Source organism: Mucilaginibacter sp. BGA-UO-ETr-C110, assembly GCF_059567985.1.
Genome location: NZ_JCAQPB010000002.1, coordinates 3,325,878 through 3,345,678, shown reverse-complemented (window position 1 = coordinate 3,345,678; position 19,801 = coordinate 3,325,878). Strand labels below are relative to the sequence as shown.

Annotated in this window: 20 protein-coding genes and 1 riboswitch; of the genes, 11 read left to right on the top strand and 9 right to left on the bottom strand. The window is 43.1% G+C overall.

What is annotated here, in order from left to right:
* Positions 1 to 505 precede the first annotated feature (505 nt).
* From AC57BQ_RS14575 to AC57BQ_RS14565, 3 genes are all read right to left on the bottom strand, one after another.
* Positions 506 to 1,546, bottom strand: coding sequence for an NAD(P)-dependent alcohol dehydrogenase (locus AC57BQ_RS14575; protein WP_496406977.1), 1,041 nt, complete (start codon positions 1,544 to 1,546; stop codon positions 506 to 508).
* 91 nt (positions 1,547 to 1,637) lie between these two features.
* Positions 1,638 to 2,528, bottom strand: coding sequence for a helix-turn-helix domain-containing protein (locus AC57BQ_RS14570; protein ID WP_496406976.1), 891 nt, complete (start codon positions 2,526 to 2,528; stop codon positions 1,638 to 1,640).
* A gap of 104 nt (positions 2,529 to 2,632) precedes the next feature.
* Positions 2,633 to 2,971 carry a YciI family protein gene (locus AC57BQ_RS14565; protein ID WP_496406975.1) on the bottom strand — a complete coding sequence of 113 codons (339 nt, stop codon included), beginning with the start codon at positions 2,969 to 2,971 and terminating at the stop codon, positions 2,633 to 2,635.
* A 496-nt stretch (positions 2,972 to 3,467) separates the two neighbouring features.
* Between AC57BQ_RS14565 and AC57BQ_RS14560 the strand changes: the two genes are divergently transcribed.
* The 8 genes from AC57BQ_RS14560 (at position 3,468) to AC57BQ_RS14525 (ending at position 9,531) form a co-directional block, all read left to right on the top strand.
* Positions 3,468 to 3,791 (top strand): ArsR/SmtB family transcription factor, encoded by a 324-nt coding sequence (locus AC57BQ_RS14560; RefSeq protein WP_496406974.1) that lies wholly within the window; start codon positions 3,468 to 3,470, stop codon positions 3,789 to 3,791.
* A 6-nt stretch (positions 3,792 to 3,797) separates the two neighbouring features.
* On the top strand, positions 3,798 to 4,268 hold the full coding sequence (locus AC57BQ_RS14555; protein ID WP_496406973.1) for an SRPBCC family protein: 471 nt from the start codon (positions 3,798 to 3,800) through the stop codon (positions 4,266 to 4,268).
* Positions 4,269 to 4,272: 4 nt separating this feature from the next.
* Positions 4,273 to 4,653 carry a DoxX family protein gene (locus tag AC57BQ_RS14550; protein WP_496406972.1) on the top strand — a complete coding sequence of 127 codons (381 nt, stop codon included), beginning with the start codon at positions 4,273 to 4,275 and terminating at the stop codon, positions 4,651 to 4,653.
* 83 nt (positions 4,654 to 4,736) lie between these two features.
* Positions 4,737 to 5,303: a DUF4256 domain-containing protein gene (locus AC57BQ_RS14545; protein WP_496406971.1), complete on the top strand. Its 567-nt coding sequence runs from the start codon at positions 4,737 to 4,739 to the stop codon at positions 5,301 to 5,303.
* Positions 5,304 to 5,330: 27 nt separating this feature from the next.
* Entirely contained in the window at positions 5,331 to 5,912 is a 582-nt protein-coding gene (locus AC57BQ_RS14540; RefSeq protein ID WP_496406970.1) for a YdeI/OmpD-associated family protein, read from the top strand.
* A 125-nt stretch (positions 5,913 to 6,037) separates the two neighbouring features.
* Positions 6,038 to 7,054, top strand: coding sequence for a hypothetical protein (locus tag AC57BQ_RS14535; protein WP_496406969.1), 1,017 nt, complete (start codon positions 6,038 to 6,040; stop codon positions 7,052 to 7,054).
* Between the two features lie 259 nt (positions 7,055 to 7,313).
* Positions 7,314 to 8,861: a DHA2 family efflux MFS transporter permease subunit gene (locus tag AC57BQ_RS14530; RefSeq protein WP_496406968.1), complete on the top strand. Its 1,548-nt coding sequence runs from the start codon at positions 7,314 to 7,316 to the stop codon at positions 8,859 to 8,861.
* A gap of 61 nt (positions 8,862 to 8,922) precedes the next feature.
* Positions 8,923 to 9,531 carry a TetR/AcrR family transcriptional regulator gene (locus tag AC57BQ_RS14525; protein ID WP_496406967.1) on the top strand — a complete coding sequence of 203 codons (609 nt, stop codon included), beginning with the start codon at positions 8,923 to 8,925 and terminating at the stop codon, positions 9,529 to 9,531.
* A gap of 15 nt (positions 9,532 to 9,546) precedes the next feature.
* On the opposite strand, the gene AC57BQ_RS14520 is transcribed toward AC57BQ_RS14525, so the two are convergent.
* Complete coding sequence (locus AC57BQ_RS14520; RefSeq protein ID WP_496406966.1) at positions 9,547 to 9,828, bottom strand: hypothetical protein; 282 nt, start codon at positions 9,826 to 9,828, stop codon at positions 9,547 to 9,549.
* 55 nt (positions 9,829 to 9,883) lie between these two features.
* Positions 9,884 to 11,227 (bottom strand): hypothetical protein, encoded by a 1,344-nt coding sequence (locus AC57BQ_RS14515; RefSeq protein WP_496406965.1) that lies wholly within the window; start codon positions 11,225 to 11,227, stop codon positions 9,884 to 9,886.
* 185 nt (positions 11,228 to 11,412) lie between these two features.
* Positions 11,413 to 11,615: riboswitch (cobalamin riboswitch) on the top strand.
* A gap of 167 nt (positions 11,616 to 11,782) precedes the next feature.
* Here AC57BQ_RS14515 and metE point away from each other — a divergent pair.
* From metE to AC57BQ_RS14500, 3 genes are all read left to right on the top strand, one after another.
* Positions 11,783 to 14,092: a 5-methyltetrahydropteroyltriglutamate--homocysteine S-methyltransferase gene (gene metE / locus AC57BQ_RS14510; protein WP_496409476.1), complete on the top strand. Its 2,310-nt coding sequence runs from the start codon at positions 11,783 to 11,785 to the stop codon at positions 14,090 to 14,092.
* A 58-nt stretch (positions 14,093 to 14,150) separates the two neighbouring features.
* Positions 14,151 to 15,155, top strand: a complete 1,005-nt coding sequence (locus tag AC57BQ_RS14505; RefSeq protein WP_496406964.1) for a beta-ketoacyl-ACP synthase III — start codon at positions 14,151 to 14,153, stop codon at positions 15,153 to 15,155.
* Positions 15,156 to 15,322: 167 nt separating this feature from the next.
* The gene (locus AC57BQ_RS14500) at positions 15,323 to 15,706 is read left to right on the top strand and encodes an acyl-CoA thioesterase (RefSeq protein ID WP_090466692.1); all 384 of its coding nucleotides are present in this window, start codon (positions 15,323 to 15,325) and stop codon (positions 15,704 to 15,706) included.
* A 190-nt stretch (positions 15,707 to 15,896) separates the two neighbouring features.
* Here the strand turns inward: AC57BQ_RS14500 and AC57BQ_RS14495 are convergent, their stop codons facing one another.
* The 4 genes from AC57BQ_RS14495 to AC57BQ_RS14480 all read right to left on the bottom strand — a co-directional run bounded on the left by AC57BQ_RS14495 (position 15,897) and on the right by AC57BQ_RS14480 (position 19,800).
* Positions 15,897 to 16,520 (bottom strand): porin family protein, encoded by a 624-nt coding sequence (locus tag AC57BQ_RS14495; protein WP_496406963.1) that lies wholly within the window; start codon positions 16,518 to 16,520, stop codon positions 15,897 to 15,899.
* Positions 16,521 to 16,643: 123 nt separating this feature from the next.
* A complete protein-coding gene (locus tag AC57BQ_RS14490; protein WP_496406962.1) occupies positions 16,644 to 17,504 on the bottom strand; it encodes a YitT family protein in 861 nt (286 codons plus the stop codon).
* A 232-nt stretch (positions 17,505 to 17,736) separates the two neighbouring features.
* The gene (locus AC57BQ_RS14485) at positions 17,737 to 18,993 is read right to left on the bottom strand and encodes an aspartate kinase (protein ID WP_496406961.1); all 1,257 of its coding nucleotides are present in this window, start codon (positions 18,991 to 18,993) and stop codon (positions 17,737 to 17,739) included.
* The gene (locus AC57BQ_RS14480; protein ID WP_496406960.1) at positions 18,994 to 19,800 is read right to left on the bottom strand and encodes a DUF3298 and DUF4163 domain-containing protein; all 807 of its coding nucleotides are present in this window, start codon (positions 19,798 to 19,800) and stop codon (positions 18,994 to 18,996) included. It abuts the gene before it with no gap.
* Position 19,801: the final 1 nt, after the last annotated feature.

Sequence of the window (19,801 nt, the reverse complement as noted above, 5' to 3'; positions counted from 1 at the left end):
AGTCAGCAGAAATGCTTCTTTGCCGCACGAGGCCTTTACCCTGCAAACCGGACAGAACCACGGGCTGCTAAACCTTACCTCTACTTCGTTCGCTCCATTCTCGGCTTCGGCAAGGTTTGCTAATGCCCTTACAGCCGCACTTGGCCACCATTGTTCTGCCCGCTTTCGTCCGAAGCTTATCTGCTGACAGGGAAGGAAAAGGCCTGTCAGTCTGAGCTTGTCGAAGACTCGAGCGCATAGGCCTTGCCCACCATGCTTCGACGAATCTCAGCATGACAACCCTATAAAAAGCCTGTGGTTTGTGCGATTCCTTCCCTCGGGAAGGGGAGGAAGGGGTTTAATGAATTGACTTCTTAACGAGCTGGGCGCATAAACCCCTCCCATCCACAACACCATCCAACCGCACCCCTCCCGTGGGGAGGGAACTGGAAAACATGTGGCCTTAATTAAAAAAAACGCCCTCCGGAAAACCGGAAAGGCGCTTTTAGTTTTAGTTTAGTTAATGTTACAAAGTTGCCATATCAATTACAAAGCGGTAACGCACGTCGCCTTTCAGCATACGCTCGTATGATTTGGTGATGTCCTTGATATCTATCAGTTCAATATCTGAAACAATATTGTGTTCGGCACAAAAATCAAGCATTTCCTGAGTTTCGGGGATGCCACCGATACCGGAACCAGCCATACTTTTACGACCAGCCAGTAAGGAGAATGGTTGAATGGAATAAGGTTCTGATGGTACACCTACACCAATCAGCGTGCCGTTTGTTCTTAATAACGACAGGTACAGGTTCATGTCATGCTCAGCCGAAACGGTATCCAGAATAAAATCAAAAGAGCCTTTAACGGCTTTTAACTGCGCAGGATCAGAGGTCACTACAAAATGATGCGCGCCTAATGCTTTGGCCTCAACTTCTTTTGAAGGTGATGTACTTAAAACAGTTACTTCGGCACCAAAGGCAGCGCCAAATTTAACCCCCATGTGGCCTAAACCACCTAAGCCTAATACAGCTAATTTGTGACCTTTGCCCACTTTCCAGTGGCGTAATGGCGAGTAGGTAGTAATACCGGCGCAAAGTAACGGAGCTGTCGCGGCAAGCGGCAATTTGTCTGACACATGCAGTACAAATTCTTCACGAACCACAATGGTATTAGAGTAACCACCATAGGTAGGTACACCGCTTCTGTCGTTACCGTTATAAGTTGGGGTATTGCCTTCTAAACAGTATTGTTCCAGGCCATCTTTACAGTTTTCGCAAACCTGGCAGGAGTCAACCATACAGCCAACGCCGGCCAGTTCATCTACTTTGAATTTTTTAACATGATCACCTACTTTAACAATTTTGCCCACAATTTCGTGGCCCGGTACCATCGGGAATATCCCCGGGAACCAATCGTTTTTAATCTGGTGAAGATCGGAGTGGCATACACCACAGAAAAGTATTTCTATCTGAACATCATGAGGGCCAACCTCACGGCGTTCAAAACCCCATGGCGCCAGGTCAGTTTCTGGCGTTTGAGCGGCATACGCTTTTGCTTGTATCATAATAAATGTTGATTTTATGTTTTCGTTAAAGCAAAGTTATAATGGACGGCTTGAACAGCTGTTAAACGTTTCAAAGTAATAATTATACTTTTCAAAGAGTTTTACGCAGGGACATTGGTGTAAGGCCGGCGTGTTTCTTGAAAAAGTTATTAAAGTACGATGCATAATCAAAACCCAGGCTGCGGGCTATTTGGGCAACGCTCCAGTTGGTGTGCGTTAATAATGATTTGGCTTCGTTCAATATCCTGTCATTAATATGCGCCGTAGTTGATTTTCCGGTGATCTCGCGTACGGCGGCATTCAGGTGGTTTACGTGCACGGCCAGCTTATCGGCGTAGTCGCTGGCTTTTTTGAGTACCAGCGTATACTGCGGCGAATCAACCGGAAACTGTTTCTCCAGCAATTTCAAAAACAACTGCGCAATGCGCGAGGCCGCGTTTTGCGGGTTATAAAAAGCCACAGCTGGTTGCATTTTAATAGCCTCATGTATAATGAGGTTCAGTTGGTTACGGATCAGCTCGTATTTGTAGATATATTCGGTTTCAGACTCCTGCAACATCCGCTTAAACACACTGCCTATATAGCTTGCCTGTTCGTCGGTTAAAAAATAAACCGGGTCGCCGCCCGCCTTAAACAGGTTTGATTCTTCGAGGCTTTCCATGCGGTTGCCGTTTTGCAGAAACTCGTTGGTAAATACACAGAAATAGCTATCGGGGCCTACATGATCGCCCTCCCAGGAGTAAGGAACCATTGGATTGGTGAACACCAGCGCGGGTTTATCAATTTCAATACCCCGGTTGGCATACATCAGCTGACTTTTGCCATGCAGGGTTAACGTGATCTTATAAAAATCACGGCGATTAAAAGAAGCAAGGTTGCAATACCCCTCGTAGCTGGGTGCAACCCTGAACTGCCCGGGTTCGTTGCTTAAATTTTCCAGGTATTCGTTAGTGATCGCTTTTTTTACACCGATGGCTTCCATGCCCAAAGTTAAACATTTCAAAGAAAAATGTTACTGAGGTATAGATGCCGGGATACTAAAGCGCCTTTTATAACAAATACTTTACTTAAAGTATGATAAACCGGCTATTGGTTTTGCAGTTCGCGCACTTCGGCATAGCCACCGAATTCATAAATGGGGCAGGAGGCTGCTATTTGCGTGGCCTCATCAATGCTATCCGCTTTAATTAGCAGATAACCGCCTACTATCTCGGTACCCACCCGGTGAATATCTGTTACGATGCTGCCGTTTTCTTTGATGATGCGGCCTTCCAGGGTTAATCCGCTTCCGCCGGCCAGTTTGCCTGCTGAGCCCCATTGGTTAAACCAGGCGGCCCAGTTTTCCTGATGCTTTTTGATTGCTTCGACCGGATGTTCATCAACGCGGCCATCCGGTTCGCGGAACAGTACAATATAATTTTTCATGATGGATTTTATTTTTACAATTATAAAATGATCAGGAATAATGACATAAAACAAACCATCAAATGACATTTTTCTGACTTTTTATCCCATCGGGTTAAAAGATTATTTTTCAAAACACTTGCATCTCTTGTATCACATCTGTTACATTTAGGAAAATTATAAACCAAAATGCAAAAACACATCCTGATTGTTTATCTATTGGTTGCCTGTAGTGTGGCGGGTATCCTGTTCACGTCCTTTATTAAAAACAGATATTTTAAAAAGGGCTAATCTAAAACCTGCAAATGTGCATGCCACCACACATGCACATTTGCACAAAACTTCTTCTGCTGTTTGTGATCTCCCTCCCGTTTGTATAAAGTATTAGTTTTTAGCTAAATACTAAGTCTTGCTGTTATTCAGATTTACAGTTTATAACGTATCCGTAAAAAAAATATCTCAAAAAAATTGCGTAGTTAAATAACTACATATATATTTGTAGTCAAATGACTACGCAATGAATTTAAGACGAGACGTATTTCAGGCCATAGCCGACCCGACACGAAGGGCCATACTGTTGCTGGTTGCATCACAAGCCTTAACAGCCGGAGCCATAGCCTCCAATTTTGATACCGCCAGACCAACAGTATCCAAACACTTACAAATACTTACCGAGTGCGAATTATTGGAGCAAAAACAAAACGGCAGGGAAATTTACTATCACATTAACGCGCAAAAAATGAAAGATGTAGCAGACTTTATTGAACCATTCCGCCAGATGTGGGATGACAGATTTAACAAACTGGAAGCCATAATGAAAAACTATCAATCCAAAAAATAAAACACGATGGAACTAAAAACAAAGATCCATGCCGAAAACGGCCAGCATGATTTAGTGATCACCCGAGAATTTGATTTACCATTGGAATTACTTTTTAAAGCCTATGAGGAGCCTGAGCTTGTGGAGCAATGGATGGGAACTAAAGTGCTGAAACTGGACAATAAAAAGCACGGCGGTTATCAATTTGAAACATCTGATGCCAAGGGAAACGTGGTTTTTAAAGCCAATGGGACAATTCATGAGTTTGTTCCGAACCAGAAGATCACCCGGACGTTTGAAATGGAGAATGCACCTTTTGACGTTCAGTTAGAGTTCCTGGAATTTGAGCAACTCAGCGGCGACACCAGTAAACTCACTATGTATGTTGTATACAGGTCAGTAGCCCTGCGTGATCAGATGCTACAATTACCTTTTGCCCAGGGCATCAATATGGCGCATAACCGCTTGCAAAACATTGTAAACCAATTAAAAAAATAAAAAAATGGAAAAGAAAAAACTGATTTGGTATTGGATAATTACGGTAATATTATCCTTTTGTATTTTTTCGGGTGGATTAGCACAGGCTGTACAGGCAGAAGGGGTGGTGAAGGGTTTTAAGCCTCTGGGATATCCTACTTACTTTATTTCGATTATAGGTGTTTGGAAAATGTTAGGTATAATAGCGATATTAATTCCCGGATTTAAATTGCTAAAGGAATGGGCATACGCGGGTATATTTTTTGTGATGAGTGGTGCCGTAATTTCGCATATTGCCAGTAATGATATCTCCGCGCAAATAATTGCTCCATTAATATTGGCTGTTTTTGCTGTTTTATCCTGGTATTTAAGACCTGCGGATAGAAAGATCATTTCGGTTAATTAATAAATGAATAGCACGAACCCTAAGGTTCATGTATATTTAAATAATACACCTGCCCAACAGGGGTAATAAACCTATAAAACAATATGAAGAGCAATAAAAAGCAATTGTCATCAGAACAGTGTGACGAATTGATCAACACATTGAAAAGCCGTTTTGAAAAAAATATGAACCGCCATAAAGGTATGGAATGGGCTAAAGTACAGGCAAGGCTGGAGACTGATGCCGAAAAACTATGGGTGCTTGATGAAATGGAAATAACCGGCGGTGAACCGGATGTTGTTGGGCATGATAAAAAAACAGGCGAGTACATTTTTTATGATTGTTCGGCAGAAAGCCCTAAGGGCCGACGGAGTATTTGTTACGATCATGAAGCGCTGGAGGCCCGTAAAGAACATAAACCCGAAAACAGCGCTGTGGAGATGGCGCGTGACATGGGCATTGAATTGTTGACGGAAGAACAATACCGAGAGCTGCAACAATTGGGAAAGTTTGATACCAAGACATCCAGCTGGGTAAAAACACCTGCCGATATCAGGAAATTGGGCGGGGCAATCTTTTGTGATCGCCGGTACGATACCGTTTTTATGTACCATAACGGCGCGGAATCATACTATGCCGCCAGGGGTTTCCGGGGCTCGCTGAGGGTTTAAATTTTGTGCACAGTTAAAAAGACTAACATGAATCCTAAAGTTGATTTTTATTTTAACAAGGTCCAAAAGTGGCAGGAAGAACTGGAACAATTAAGAATGATAGTTCTTGACTGCGGGCTCAGCGAAGAATTAAAATGGGGCTGCCCCTGTTACACATTTCAGCAAAACAACATTGTTTTAATACATGTATTTAAAGAGTATTGCGCGCTGTTGTTTTTTAAAGGGGCTTTGTTAAATAATGACGATGGACTCCTGATCCAGCAATCGGAGAATGTACAAGCGGCGCGCCAGATCAGGTTCACTCATGCGCTGGAAATAATAGAGCAGAAAGCCATCCTGAAAGCCCATATTTATGAAGCTATAGAAGTGGAAAAAGCCGGTTTAAAGGTGGAATTGAAAAAGACGGATGAATTCCCTGTCCCGGAAGAATTTCAAAGTAAATTGGATAGGATCCCTGCGCTGAAAATCGCTTTTGAGGCATTAACACCGGGGCGGCAAAGAGCCTACATTCTCCATTTTTCTGCACCCAAACAATCCAAAACCCGGGAAGCAAGGGTCGAAAAATATATACCGCAAATTCTCAGTGGAAAAGGGTTAAATGATCTGTGATTTTTATTCAAATAAAGTTAAATCGTCATAAGGATTTGTCGAGTTAAATAGCTTAAATTTAAGCTCAAGTATCCGAAATTATGCGCCGCCAGCCTTATCTTATCATTCTTGTTATCGTTTTATTAATGGTGTCTTGTAACGACACCGGTAAACAATTTAAAAGCAAGGGAATTGTTGATGCCAAGTGGAAAAAAATACCCGATAGTTGGATCAAGAAGGCAACGCAGTTTAATTACAAAAAATCAGACACCCTGTTGCTCAGCGACTTTGCTAAACTCATCAAACCCGATACGCTATTTAATCCACATGCTATGCATGTCGATCCGAATTATGGGTTTATTTTCAATTCTGTTCTTGTGGATCTGGACGGAGATAACAATAATGAACTTCTCTGTCTGCAAGGTTGGGATGTCTATTCTCCATACTTGTGTGTATTTAAGCAGGTGAATAGCAATTGGTATCTCATTTATATGGAGATGATCGATACATTTTATAGTTCTCCTACGCTTTATATAGCTAACAATTATTCCAAAAATAAAACATTTTACCTGCGTCGTGTTTATGATCATGGTTCAGATGTATTTATTGATGGATATAGTTTTTATAAATTGATAGATAACCATGTTTACAACTGCCTGGATATTGTAAATGATGCTCATATATATGGCTGGGGCCTTTACATGAACCAGGAAGTGAAATCATCTTTTGAATTTAGTGGGGATACCAACGATGAGCTGTCGGTAGATTACTCCTATAATTTTTTCCCGGGTAGTATTTATAAAACCGATTGCCCCTGGTGCGCACATGATGATATTCCGTTAATAAAAGGTGAAGACAATGTTGATTATACATATGACAATAAAGAACATCAATATAAGCTCGATATTCCAAGCTATAAAGACAAGGCAGACGATCTGACTGCGGAAAAAATCGCCTGCTTTGCCAATTTTGGTAATGATAGTCTGTTCATTAAAGCTTTTCGAAGGCATATTGACACTACACTTAAAATCGGCACTCCGTTGCAAAAGAAAATACTACATAAATATCTTTTGTTAGCTGATAAAAATAAAACCGTTATAACTCAGCAATTGGAAATAAAAACAAAGGCTGGCGGTACTACGTTTTATGGGCCAAAAAAATAAACCAATTGCCGTTTTACCTTCAAAGCAGAATTTTTCCTTAGCTCTTCAATAATTTAATTCCGGAACCATCATAAATCCCAGCCATATATTTTTCGATGTAGGCTTGGTTTGCTCTGCCTATAGCTTGGGTTATAGTTAAATCACCATTCCGTCAACGCTGTGTAAATAAACTAAACATATGATTTAAACAAATGTTTTAATCAATCGTTTGATTAATTTTGACGGGAAGTTTTATCATTAACTTTTTAGGAATAATCAAATGGCTGAAACCGGCATCAAAAAATGGATCATTACCATTACAGTTATAACAGCATCGTTGCTGGAACTGATCGACACCACTATCGTTAACGTCTCCATCCCCCAGATACAGGGTAACCTGGGCGCCACCATTACCGATGCCGCCTGGGTGGTTACCGGCTACAGTGTGGCCAATGTGATCATCCTGCCCATGTCGGGCTGGCTGGGAAGTTTCTTCGGACGTAAAAACTACTTTTTAACCTCCATCATTGTATTTACCATAGCCTCTTTTTTATGCGGCAACGCGCACAGCCTGTCTGAGCTGGTGATGTTTAGGATATTGCAGGGCCTGGCCGGTGGTGGACTCATCTCTACCGCGCAAGCCATCCTGTTGGAAACCTGGCCGCCTAACCAGGTGGGTACGGCTACCGCTTTATTTGGTTTGGGCGCCATAGTTGGTCCAACCATTGGGCCAACTATAGGTGGTTATATTACCGACCATGCCGCCTGGCGCTGGATATTTTACGTGAATATACCCGTAGGCGCCCTGGCTGCTACCTGTACCTATATGTTTGTGAGGGCCACCCCAAGCGACGGTAAAGGAAAACCGATTGACTGGTGGGGAATAGCCTTATTGGCAATAGCCGTAGGGAGTCTGCAAACCATATTGGAAAAAGGAGAGGACGAAGATTGGTTTGCTACGCCTTATATCACCGTTTTAACCGTAACAGCTGTTTTTGGTTTGCTGCTATTTATATGGCGCGAGCTGAGTACCGAATACCCGATCATTAATTTCAAGATCATGCGGCACCGGAGTTTCTCGGCTGGTATGGTCACCTCCTTTATTCTGGGTGTGGGCTTATATGGCTCTACCTTTGTATTCCCGGTATTTTGCCAGGGGCTGTTGGGCTTTTCGGCACAGCAAACCGGCGAAATATTATTCCCGGGAGGGATGTTCACCATTGTGATGATGCCTTTTGTGGGGATTATGCTCAATAAGGGGATCCCGGCCCAGTTTATGGCCACCATAGGGATGCTGCTGTTCTTTGTGTTTTCGGCCATGCTGAGCCACTCTACCTTATCATCCGGTATTGGCGATTTTTTCTGGCCATTGGCTATCCGTGGTGTTGGGTTGTCATTGCTTTTTGTGCCGCTCACAACGCTGGCTATCGGCGGTCTAAAAGGGCAGGAAGTAGGGCAGGGTACCGGCTTAAACAATATGATGCGGCAATTGGGCGGCTCATTTGGTATAGCTGGTTTAAATACCATGATCCACATACGGCAGGCCGTGCACCGCAATAACCTGCTGGTGAATATCAACTCTTACAATCCTTTTTATAACGACAGGTTTAACGGCTACATCCAGGCTTTTATAGCTAAAGGCAAATCTATCAGCGATGCCACACGTATGGCTTATGGCGCTATAGAAGGCGCTGTACAAAAACAAAGCACGCTTTTAAGTTATAATGATGCTTATTGGATAGTGGGCATCGTGATGCTGTGTGCCATTCCAATGGTTTATTTAGCGCCATTTGTGAAAGGACAAAAAGCTGTATCCGATTCGCATTAAGCGTTTAATTGTGGCTGCTAATTTGTTGGCTAATGGTTAGCTTTACACCATTAACACCAAAATGACAGCAACCACTGAACTATCAACAGAAGAAAAAATAAAAGACGCGGCCAGGAGGATCTTTACTAAGAAAGGCTTCCTGGCTACTACCATCAGGGATATCGCTACCGAAGCGGATATCAATGTGGCATCTATAAATTACTACTTCCGTAGTAAAGAAAATCTTTTTGCTTTTATTATGGACGAAACCATCAAAAAGCTTTTCGACAAGATAGAACCGGTACTGAATGATGAAGGCACCAGCGTTACCGAAAAAATAGAACTTTGTGTAGGTTATTACATCGACCAGGTACTGGAAAATCCCGACTTTATCTTTTTTATGGTGAGCGAAGTAATGGGTGGCTTAACCAAATTACCGATGATCGATAATATGAAACTGCTGGTTAACTCGCATTTTGCCAGGCAGTTGCGTGCGTTAAAAACAAACGGCGATATCAATTATCACCCGGTTAATCTGTTCTGGAATATCACCGGCATGATCATGTCGCCATTCCTGAGTCGGCCTCAGATGTTACATTTAGGTTATTTTACCTCCGATGAATTTTTTGAGCTGATGCAGGAGCGCAAAAAACTCATCCCGCTTTGGATGAAGCTGATCATTAAAGGCTGATCGGGTATATAAGATTCAAAACTGTTTCGGTACGGTAACCACTGCACCAGCCAATTCATCATTAACGCTAACGGCGCAGGCCAGTACGTTTTTTACGCCATGGTGATAGCCATTACGGATCTGTACCAGGCAGGTACCACAACTACCCATACCACTGCATAAACCAAAACCAGGAATAGCCAGCTGATCGGAAATCAGCGTCATGAGGCTGTAGTATTGATTGGGGTAGGTCTGTACCTCGGTAGTGTGGCCCTGGTAGGATACTTTAAACAGGATGATGTTTTCTGTTGTTGGCATTTGAAACGTAAATATCAGAAGAAATATCTTTTTTACCGTTTCAGACTAAATAACATTACTGAATGCCCGAACCATCATAAATCAATTTTCCATCTGGCGAAAATATCATGAAAACAAATTTTGCCATTTTCACGCCGTCCTTTTTGATGTATTTGGGTAATATGCCCACAGCATAATCATCAATGTATGAGGTGATCGCAAAATTTCCGTCAGGGAGTTTTGTCCAGTTGTTCTCTCTTCTTTCACCTGCTTTAATTGTAAACCACCACATTTGCCGGGCGTCGAGTTTCTTTAAATAATCCTCGGCTTTTTGATTATTCCAGCTATAATAGCCATGAAAAGAATGTCCGCTTCTATTTAAAAAAGCGATGGTACATCCCGGTTTTGCCATACAGCTATCTATCATAAACGCAGGGCTTTTTAAAAAAGTAGTAAGCGTATCTTCGGCAAAGCGGGTTAGTCTCATTAACTCATCTTTTTTAGCAATATGCAGTACGCCATTAATAATAATATGTTTATTGAGTTTTATTGGATTAAAAGAATAGGTAGAACTATCCGCGTTATAGCGATCTGCTTTGATTATATTAAAATGCTGCCGAATATATTTGAAATTCTCTGGTGCAAGCTCTTGCCAGCGCAGACGTTCAAATGCATCACGGGCGTGTAAAAAATCTGCATAGTCATAAATACTGCGATATACGCGTTCACCCGCCATACGGTGATGTATAACACCTGTAGCATTTATAAAAAATTTGTTGATACTCAAATCGTAAGTAGATACGTCGTTAACCCGCCATGGCATCATATATTGTGTTTGTGCGGTAGTGATCACCTTAACTGTATCGCCTTGTTTTTTCACGATCTCCATAACAGAGTAGGGATAGTCATCTGTCCAGAAATCATGTTGTATAGTGTCTAACAAACGATAAAGCTTTGCCGGGGTATCAAAAAAGGAATGAAACAATCGTACGCGCTTTGCATCCATCCCTTTCAGGTAGGCGGTATCAATCTGTTGGGTGAGTTTGGGGATAGATAGGTGCAGGTCGGCTGGATTAAACTTAGGCTTAATTTTACTGATAGCTTGCAGTAGTAAATTGATGGAATCCTGTGGGATGGTTTTTATAAAGCGGTGTTCTACGCTATCCCTATGTTCTATCATTTTTTTAGGGTCGCGTACTCTGGGGTTCATTCGCTGATATTGTTCACGCACCTGGTAACTTTCCCATTGCCCGTTCCGGAGTATCAGGTCATAATCATTACGGAAAAAAGAGCTGAGATAACTGGCCCCATCAACCATGTGAATTTTAGCTATATCATTGATGGAAACATTGACCTGGGCAGAGGCTATACCTGTAGTAGAAATTAAAAACAGGAAAATAAAAATAAGACGTATACGCATAAGGTTTGGCTAATATCGGGATAACGATGATCTATCCTAAATTATTTTAGCGGGTGTGAATTAAACATCGCAGTACTTAAAAATTTCCACTAAAAAATTATCCTAGGGCAATTTCCTACACGCCCGACCTTGTTTTCCACTATCATGTTGCATTAAAACCTATATTTGTTGTAATAAAGTTCTTTACTTTTTTTCAGCAGTGTGGTTTCCTGCCTTTACCGGGCAGGGATTAATAAGGAACCGTGTGCAAATCACGGGCTGTCGCGCAACTGTAAGTAACCATAAAAAATTGATGCCTTTTACCAGGTCCATTGTCCCGACTCATCGGGATGAGAAGGATGGCAGCAATGTTACAAGCCAGGATACTTGCCCCACTGTATAAAAGACAATGCTTTCGCGTTTTGAAGCAGTAGTCAAAGAAAAAGAATAGCGCTATAGGCAATCATCTGCGTGTAGGTTATGCTTTTGCCTTTTATTACCATTTCCCGAAAGCATACCGAAAACCGTAAGGAGCATTAATTCAATTTAATGTTTAACCAAAAAAGTTTTATGCGTATGCTCAAAAACAATCTCGGGTATCCTCGTGTAGGTGCCCTCCGTGAACTTAAAAAGGCCAATGAGGCGTACTGGGCGGGCCAATTTACCCGCGACGAGCTGTTTGCCGTTGCCCGTAAGCTCCGTATCAGTAATTGGCAAACCCAGGTTGATGCCGGTATCGACCTGATCCCCTGTAACGATTTTAGCTTTTATGACCAGGTATTGGATACTTCGCTCATGCTGGGCGTTATCCCGGAACGTTACACCCCTGTTTTAACCCAAAACAAAGCCAATACCGAGATCGACCTGTATTTTGCCATGGCCCGCGGTTATCAAAAGGATGGCCTGGATGTAACCGCCATGGAAATGACCAAATGGTTTGATACCAACTACCACTACATTGTGCCCGAGTTTGTACAAAACCAACAGTTCAGGTTGTTTTCTGAAAAAGTGTTTGATGAGTTTACCCTTGCCAAACAACATACCGGCAGTGCCACGCCCAAGCCGGTATTGATCGGTCCGGTAAGCTACCTGTTGCTGGGTAAAGAGAAACAGGCGGGTTTTAACAAGATCGATCTGATCAAAAAACTGGTGCCGGTTTATATCGAAGTGCTGAAGCGACTGAAAGAATACGGTGCTGTTTGGGTACAGCTGGATGAGCCCTTCCTGGCGCTTGATCTGACCCAGGCCGAAAAAGACGCCTTTGTTTATGCCTACGCAGAGATCAGCAAACACTGCCCTGATATCAAAGTGTTGCTCACCACTTATTTTGAAAGTCTGAAGGATAATACCCAACTGGCGGTAAACCTGCCGGTAAGTGCCCTGCATATCGACCTGGTGCGTGCCCCGCAGCAACTGGACGAGGTGCTTACCCTGCTACCCAAAAAGCTAAGCCTGTCGTTAGGCGTCATCGACGGCCGTAACATCTGGAAAAATGATTATATCAAATCTATATCGCACATCAAAAAAGCCATTGCTGTATTGGGTAAAGACAGGGTGATCATAGCGCCAAGCTGCTCATTGCTGCATACTCCGTTTGATCTTGACCTGGAAACTACCATCAATACCGAGATCAAAAACTGGATGGCCTTTGCCAAACAAAAGCTGAATGAGGTTAATGAGCTGGCTCAGATCATCGAAGGCGACAACGATCTGTTGCAAACCAACATTCAAGCTATCAGCAGCCGCAATCTGTCAAAACTGATCCATAAACAGGAGATCAAACAACGTACAGCCGCTATCACTGATGCCGACGCGCGCCGGGACAGTCCATTCAGTGCTCGTCAAAAAATACAACAGCAGCGTTTTAAATTACCCCTGTACCCTACAACTACCATAGGCTCATTCCCTCAAACCAATGATATTCGCACGCTGCGTGCACGTCTCAAAAAAGGTGAGCTAACCGAAGCTCAATACGACGAACAAATAGAAAAAGCCACTATCGAAGCTATTCGCTGGCAGGAAGAGATCGACTTAGACGTATTGGTGCACGGTGAATTTGAACGTAACGACATGGTGGAGTACTTTGGTGAACGTTTGGATGGTTTCCTGTTCACCAAAAACGGTTGGGTGCAAAGCTACGGCAGCCGCTGTGTTAAACCACCGGTTATTTATGGTGATGTGAGTCGCCCGGCAGATATGACGGTGCGCTGGAGCAGCTTTGCACAGGCTAATACCGACAGGTTGATGAAAGGTATGCTCACCGGCCCTGTTACCATATTGCAATGGTCGTTTGTGCGCGATGATCAGCCCCGGTCCGAAACCACTTACCAGATAGCCCTGGCTATCCGTGACGAGGTGGTAGCGCTGGAAAGAGCAGATATCAAAGTGATCCAGATAGATGAACCCGCCATACGTGAAGGTTTACCCTTACGCAAAAAAGATTGGGAAAGCTACCTAAACTGGGCGGTGCGGGCCTTTCGGATATCGGCCAGCGGGGTTAAGGACGAAACACAGATCCACACCCACATGTGCTATAGCGAATTTAATGATATCATTGGAAACATCGCCGATATGGACGCCGATGTGATCACGATAGAAACCTCGCGCTCGCAAATGGAATTGCTTAACGCTTTTGCCGATTTTAAATATCCCAATGAAATTGGTCCCGGTGTTTATGATATCCATTCGCCCCGTGTGCCTACGGTTGATGAAATGGCTGCACTACTCGAAAAAGCATCTGCATTGTTACCGGCGGGCAATTTATGGGTTAACCCTGATTGTGGTTTAAAGACCCGGAAATGGCCCGAAACACAGACCGCGTTGGTGAATATGGTACAGGCTGCAAAACAACTTCGTCAGTTAGTTGTAGAAACAACAGTTTCCTGACCATGAAAAACAGGCAATTTCCGTATAATTGCCTGTTTTTTGAAGAATTTTAGTATTTATGAAGGTAAAGAGCAGCGCAGTTATTACGGGTATAGGTGGTTATGTTCCAGATAGTATCCTGAGTAACAGTGATTTAGAAAAAATGGTTGATACTAACAGCGAATGGATAGTATCACGAACCGGGATAAAGGAACGAAGAATTTTAACCGATAAAACGCTCGCTACTTCTGATATGGCCACCTGGGCCATAAAAAATTTACTGGATAGTACTAAAGTTTCTGCCGACGAAATTGACTGTGTGATCATCGCTACATCAACTCCCGATCATTTGCTGCTATCAACCGCCAGCATTGTTTGTGACAAGGTGGGCATGACCAACGCCTGGGCTACGGACGTTAATGCTGCATGCAGCGGGTTTCTGTACGCCTATACCTTAGGCTCCAGTTTGGTTGAAGGTGGTCGTTATAAAAAAGTGATCGTGGTAGGTGCCGACCAGAACAGTGCTATTATCAATTATAAAGACAGGAATACCTGTATTCTTTTTGGTGATGGTGCCGGAGCGGTTTTAATTGAACCTACTACAGATGGTACGGGCTTAATTGACAGTGTTTTTAAAACCGAAGGTAAAGGCAGGGAGCATTTACTGGTACCGGGCGGGGGCTCAAAAGTTCCGGCAACGGCCGAAAGTGTTGCTGCCAACAAACATTTTATACACCAGGACGGCCGGGTAGTTTTTAAAGCCGCTATTAACGGTATGACAGATACCTGTAAAGCTGTACTGGAACGTAACGATTTGACCATTGATGATATCAACTGGCTGATACCGCACCAGGCCAATTACCGGATAATACATGCCGTTGGCGATCATTTAGGTTTACCTGCCGATCGTGTAAAGGTGAACATTGAAAGATACGGAAACACAACTGCTGCCACCATACCACTTTGTCTTTGGGATTTTAAAGACGACTTTAAATATAACGACAACATGATACTAACCGCCTTTGGGGCCGGTTTTTCATGGGGTGCCACCCTGCTAAAATGGGGTAAGCTGAGAACTGCGTAAAGCACATTTTCTCCTTTTAATTACTAAGCGCAATAACGTAAACATGTCATTGCGAGGAACGAAGCAATCTCGTAGCGGTGCATATTTGCCCTGGATTCGAGGAGATTGCCGCGCTATCGCTCGCAATGACATGCCTTATAACGAGTTGCGTTCAACAACAAAACATCATGACAACAGACGAAAGGATCAAAGCATCCGAAACACGCATATTTAAAGCTGTATTTCCAAATACAACTAACCATTATGATACGCTTTTTGGCGGTACCGCTATGCATATGATGGATGAGGTGGCTTTTATTACGGCTACCCGTTTTACCCGTAAAAGAATGGTAACTGTATCTTCAGACCGGATCGATTTTACTCGCCCTATACCGGCAGGTACCATTATTGAACTGATCGGGACGGTATCACATATCGGCAATACAAGCCTGAAGGTGCAGGTAGAAATCTACATTGAAGAAATGTACTCCTTTGAACGAGAAAAGGCTATAACCGGCACGTTCACCTTTGTAGCCATTGATGAAAATAAGCACAAAATAAGCGTTCTTTAAGCTTAAAGCCGAAGGCTTGAATGAAATAACCCAATTATGTCATTGCGAGCGATAGCGTGGCAATCCCTAACTGTACAGAGCGGCTCTGCTAATCGGGGATTGCCACGCTATCGCTCGTAATGACGGTTTTCTATAAAGCAACAAAAGCCCTGGTATACCGGGGCTTTTGTTGCTTTAGCCTTTAATTTGCTTATTTCAACGGAAAGCTAAATCCAACGTTCAAGCTTCCACGAACATTGCGGATGTCTGATCCTCCGGTGCCTTTTGATATATCTGAAATACCTCCCTGTCCGTCATACTCCAGGGCTAGTTTTACCTTGTCAGATAATGGGATCTTAACACCAATGCCGAGTGCCAGGCCAAAATCTGTACTGTTGATATAAGGTTTTAAATCAGTGCCACCTGTAGTTTCTTTAGCATCTGTTAAGAAACCAACATAAGGGCCAAAGTTTAAATACCAGTTACGGGTTTTACCAAAATGCCAGTTGGCCATTACTGGGACCGTTAAATAATTCAAATGGTAATTACTGATTATACCTACTCCATTTTTTTCAATAACCAGACCATCGTTCCAGCCTTTTTGATCATATATCGCTTTGCCTTTGATACTCCATCTGTCTGAAAAGTAAAGATCGGCAGCAACCCCGAAATTGAAAGATGATCTGTACGATGAATTGGTGTAATTGTTGTTGGATACGGTAGATGAGTTATATCCTGCATTGATACCCAGTTCAACATCGCCTTTTGTTTGTTGTGCGAATGTAGCAGCATAAGCACCCAGAACAATAATAATTGTGGTAAAGATTTTTTTCATATATGATATGGTTTAGGCCGCAAAGGAAACATTTTTTTAGCAAAAAGCAGAAGGCGTAAAGCAAAAAATATCTTATTTTCTCGTCTGAAAAGCTTTCGGCTTTCTGCCTTTGGCTTTAGGCTTTTAATGGAGTCCTTTTCGTTTGAGCAGGCCCCCGGTAGTATCATCAATACTTTGCTGTACAATAAAAGCTTTAGGATCGATACCCAGGATGGTTTGTTTAAGCGAAGGGATCTCGAGGCGGGTAGCTACTGTAAAAACAATATCACGTGGATCATTAATATAGCCATCCTTGCCGTAGCCACTTTTACCCTGGTAAATGGTAACCCCGCGACCAAGGGTTTCAGTAATGGCTTTGCGGATGGCTTCGCTATGGGTGGATATCACGGTAATACCTGAGTACTGCTCAATACCGTTCAAAATAAAGTCGATCATTTTGGCGGCAGCCATGTAGGTAAGTATAGAATACATGGCGGGTTCCACACCTAAAAAGAAGGCGGCCAAACTAAATATCAATACATTGAGCAGCAGGATAAAATCGCTCACTTTAAGCAGTTGTGTTTTTTTGCTCACCAGTACGGCGGCAATCTCGGTACCATCAAGTACAGCTCCACCGCGCATAGCCAGGCCACTGCCCGTGCCTATAAAAACACCGCCAAATACAGCGGTCAGTAATTTATCGTGCGTAACATCCGGAAACTGAACAACCGCCAGAACTATCGAAAGCAAACCAATAGCCAGGGTACTTTTGATAGCAAACTGCAGGCCCAGCTTTTTATAGCCAAGCCAAAGGAACGGTACATTGATAATAAAAATGAGTATGGAGATAGATATATGTGTAATATCAGACACCAGCATGGCTATACCGGTAGCGCCACCATCAATAAAATGACTCGATAACAAAAAGCCTTTTAATCCAAATCCGGCAGATAATATCCCGAGACCGATAGTTATTGCATCCTTTACTGTCTTTATAGCGTCCATGCCCAAATATAGCCGTTTGAGGCTAAAAGGAGGCATAATGGAGGGTTTTTGTTGGGAATTGACCGGGAAAAACTTGCGTCATTGCGAGCGAAGCGTGGCAATCCCCGATTTGCAGAGCCGTTCTGTATAGTTAGGGATTATTAATATTGTTAATTGATTTTTACGGTATTAATGAGCTCTCTTCGGTCGGTTGTCCACGCTATCGCTCGCAATGACGCGTTTGTTGTTTTTGTTACTTCACCACCACCTGCGCAGTATTCCTGCTAATCTGTTCCATCAGTACGGTTTTACCTTCGGTGAGTTCCTTCAGCGCGTTTTCTGCATGATGCCTGATGGTGATGAGGGTTAAGCCGGTATTGTATTTTACTTTGAAATCTTGCTGCAGGCTGTTGAGCAGCTTTTCAAAACGCTCTTCGTAAAAGTCAAAACAAACCGAAAAGCTCAGGGCCGAGGTTTGCATCACATTTACTTTGACCTGGTTCTGCGCAAACAGACCAAAAATATCACTCAGGTGATCTTCGGTAATAAAAGAATAATCTTTAGAAGATATGGAAAGCAGTACCTGGTTTTGTTTCAGGATGATGACGGGCTTTATAAACGTGTTTACGCCATCTTCCTTAATGATAGTACCCGAAGCTGCAGGATCGGTAAACGGTTTAACCAGCAGGGGGATATGGGCGTTTTGTAACGGTTTGATGGTTTTTGGGTGAATAACGCTTGCTCCGTAATAGGTCATCTCGATAGCTTCTGAATAGGAAAGCTCATCAAATTTTACGGTATCCTTAAAAAACTTCGGATCGGCATTCAGAATGCCCGGTACATCTTTCCAGGTGGTTACCGATTGGGCATTGAGGCAGGCCGCGAAAATAGATGCGGTATAGTCAGAACCCTCACGACCCAGCGTTGTGGTGAAATTCTCTGATGTGCCACCCAGAAAGCCCTGGGTTACTACGATGCCTTTATCCAGCAAAGCCGGGATGTCCCTGGTAATGCTTTCGCGGGTTTTATCCCATTGTACAATGCCTTCGCGGTAAGTATTATCGGTATGGATATAGCCGCGCACATCAAGCCATTGGTTTTTCAGGCCTTCTTTGTTTAAGTAGGCGCTGATGATACGGGTGGATACCAGTTCACCGATAGATACGATCTGATCATAAATAAAATCGTACTCATCCTGGGGTTCATCCTCTATCATCCAGTCAATTTCCACAAAGGTGTTGGCTATCTCGTCAAACACGGGATGTTTGGGTTCAAACAGTTCATGCAGAATGTCAAAATGATATTGTTTGATGCCCTCGTAGATGAGATGCATATTGTCCGACTGATCCACATAAGCCCTGGTAAGACCTTCCAACGCGTTGGTGGTTTTGCCCATGGCCGATACCACGATAAGTAATTGTTCCCCTGTATATTTTTTAACAACGCTGGCCAGGTTAATAATGCCACCAGCATCCTTAACAGATGCACCTCCGAATTTAAAAACAAGCATTTATTTGATGTATTTGGTCACAACCGTATTTGGCCGTAGTAATGATTTTATTTGTGAATAGGGGATAACCAGGGTAGTAGTGCCGGCCGCATAAGGCTTGATCTCGTACTGGTTATAGAAAAATTTAAGACCGAGAGGGGTGATCAGGAAATTATCATTAAGGGCGAATTTATCATCCTTAAAAAAATAATCGTTAGCCAATGAGGCGGTGTCGCTCAGTTTTTCGTCTTTCCTGAAAATGCTTTCGCCGATTTTTTTCAGCTTGTCCTGGTAGCCTGTGTTAAATATGTCGTCCAGTACCAGGTCTTTATTGGCTTTCGTATCCCAGTTGATAAAAAAGGTTGCCGAACCGCCGTGTGCACCGCCCTGGTAAGTATAGCCGCCAAGTTCAAGCGCGGTAAAGCTGGAATCCTGTAACAATACCTTGGCGTAACTGTTCAGTTCATAAAACATCTCTGTACGGGGATCCGTTTTTTTGAAATCGGCATAAGCCTTCAAAAAGTTTTTGCTCATCAGTTCAATGCTGCTATCCGGTTTGCCATCGGTAGCAAACAGGCTGGTTAGCTTTCTGGTCACCGAATCATTGAGCTTTTTCTGTCCAACAAATACCGGGTATTTTACCTGCACAACGGTACAAGCACTATCCGGTTTGCTGCCGCAATCTGCTGCCCGCTCGTGTATACTTTTATAGGTATAAGAAAGCGTATCATTACTGGTTGTATCCTTGTTCTTTGACGGAACACCCCATTGGCATGACGTGAAGGCGAAACTAAGGGTAATAAAACAGAGCAGGTAGCTGGTTTTCATA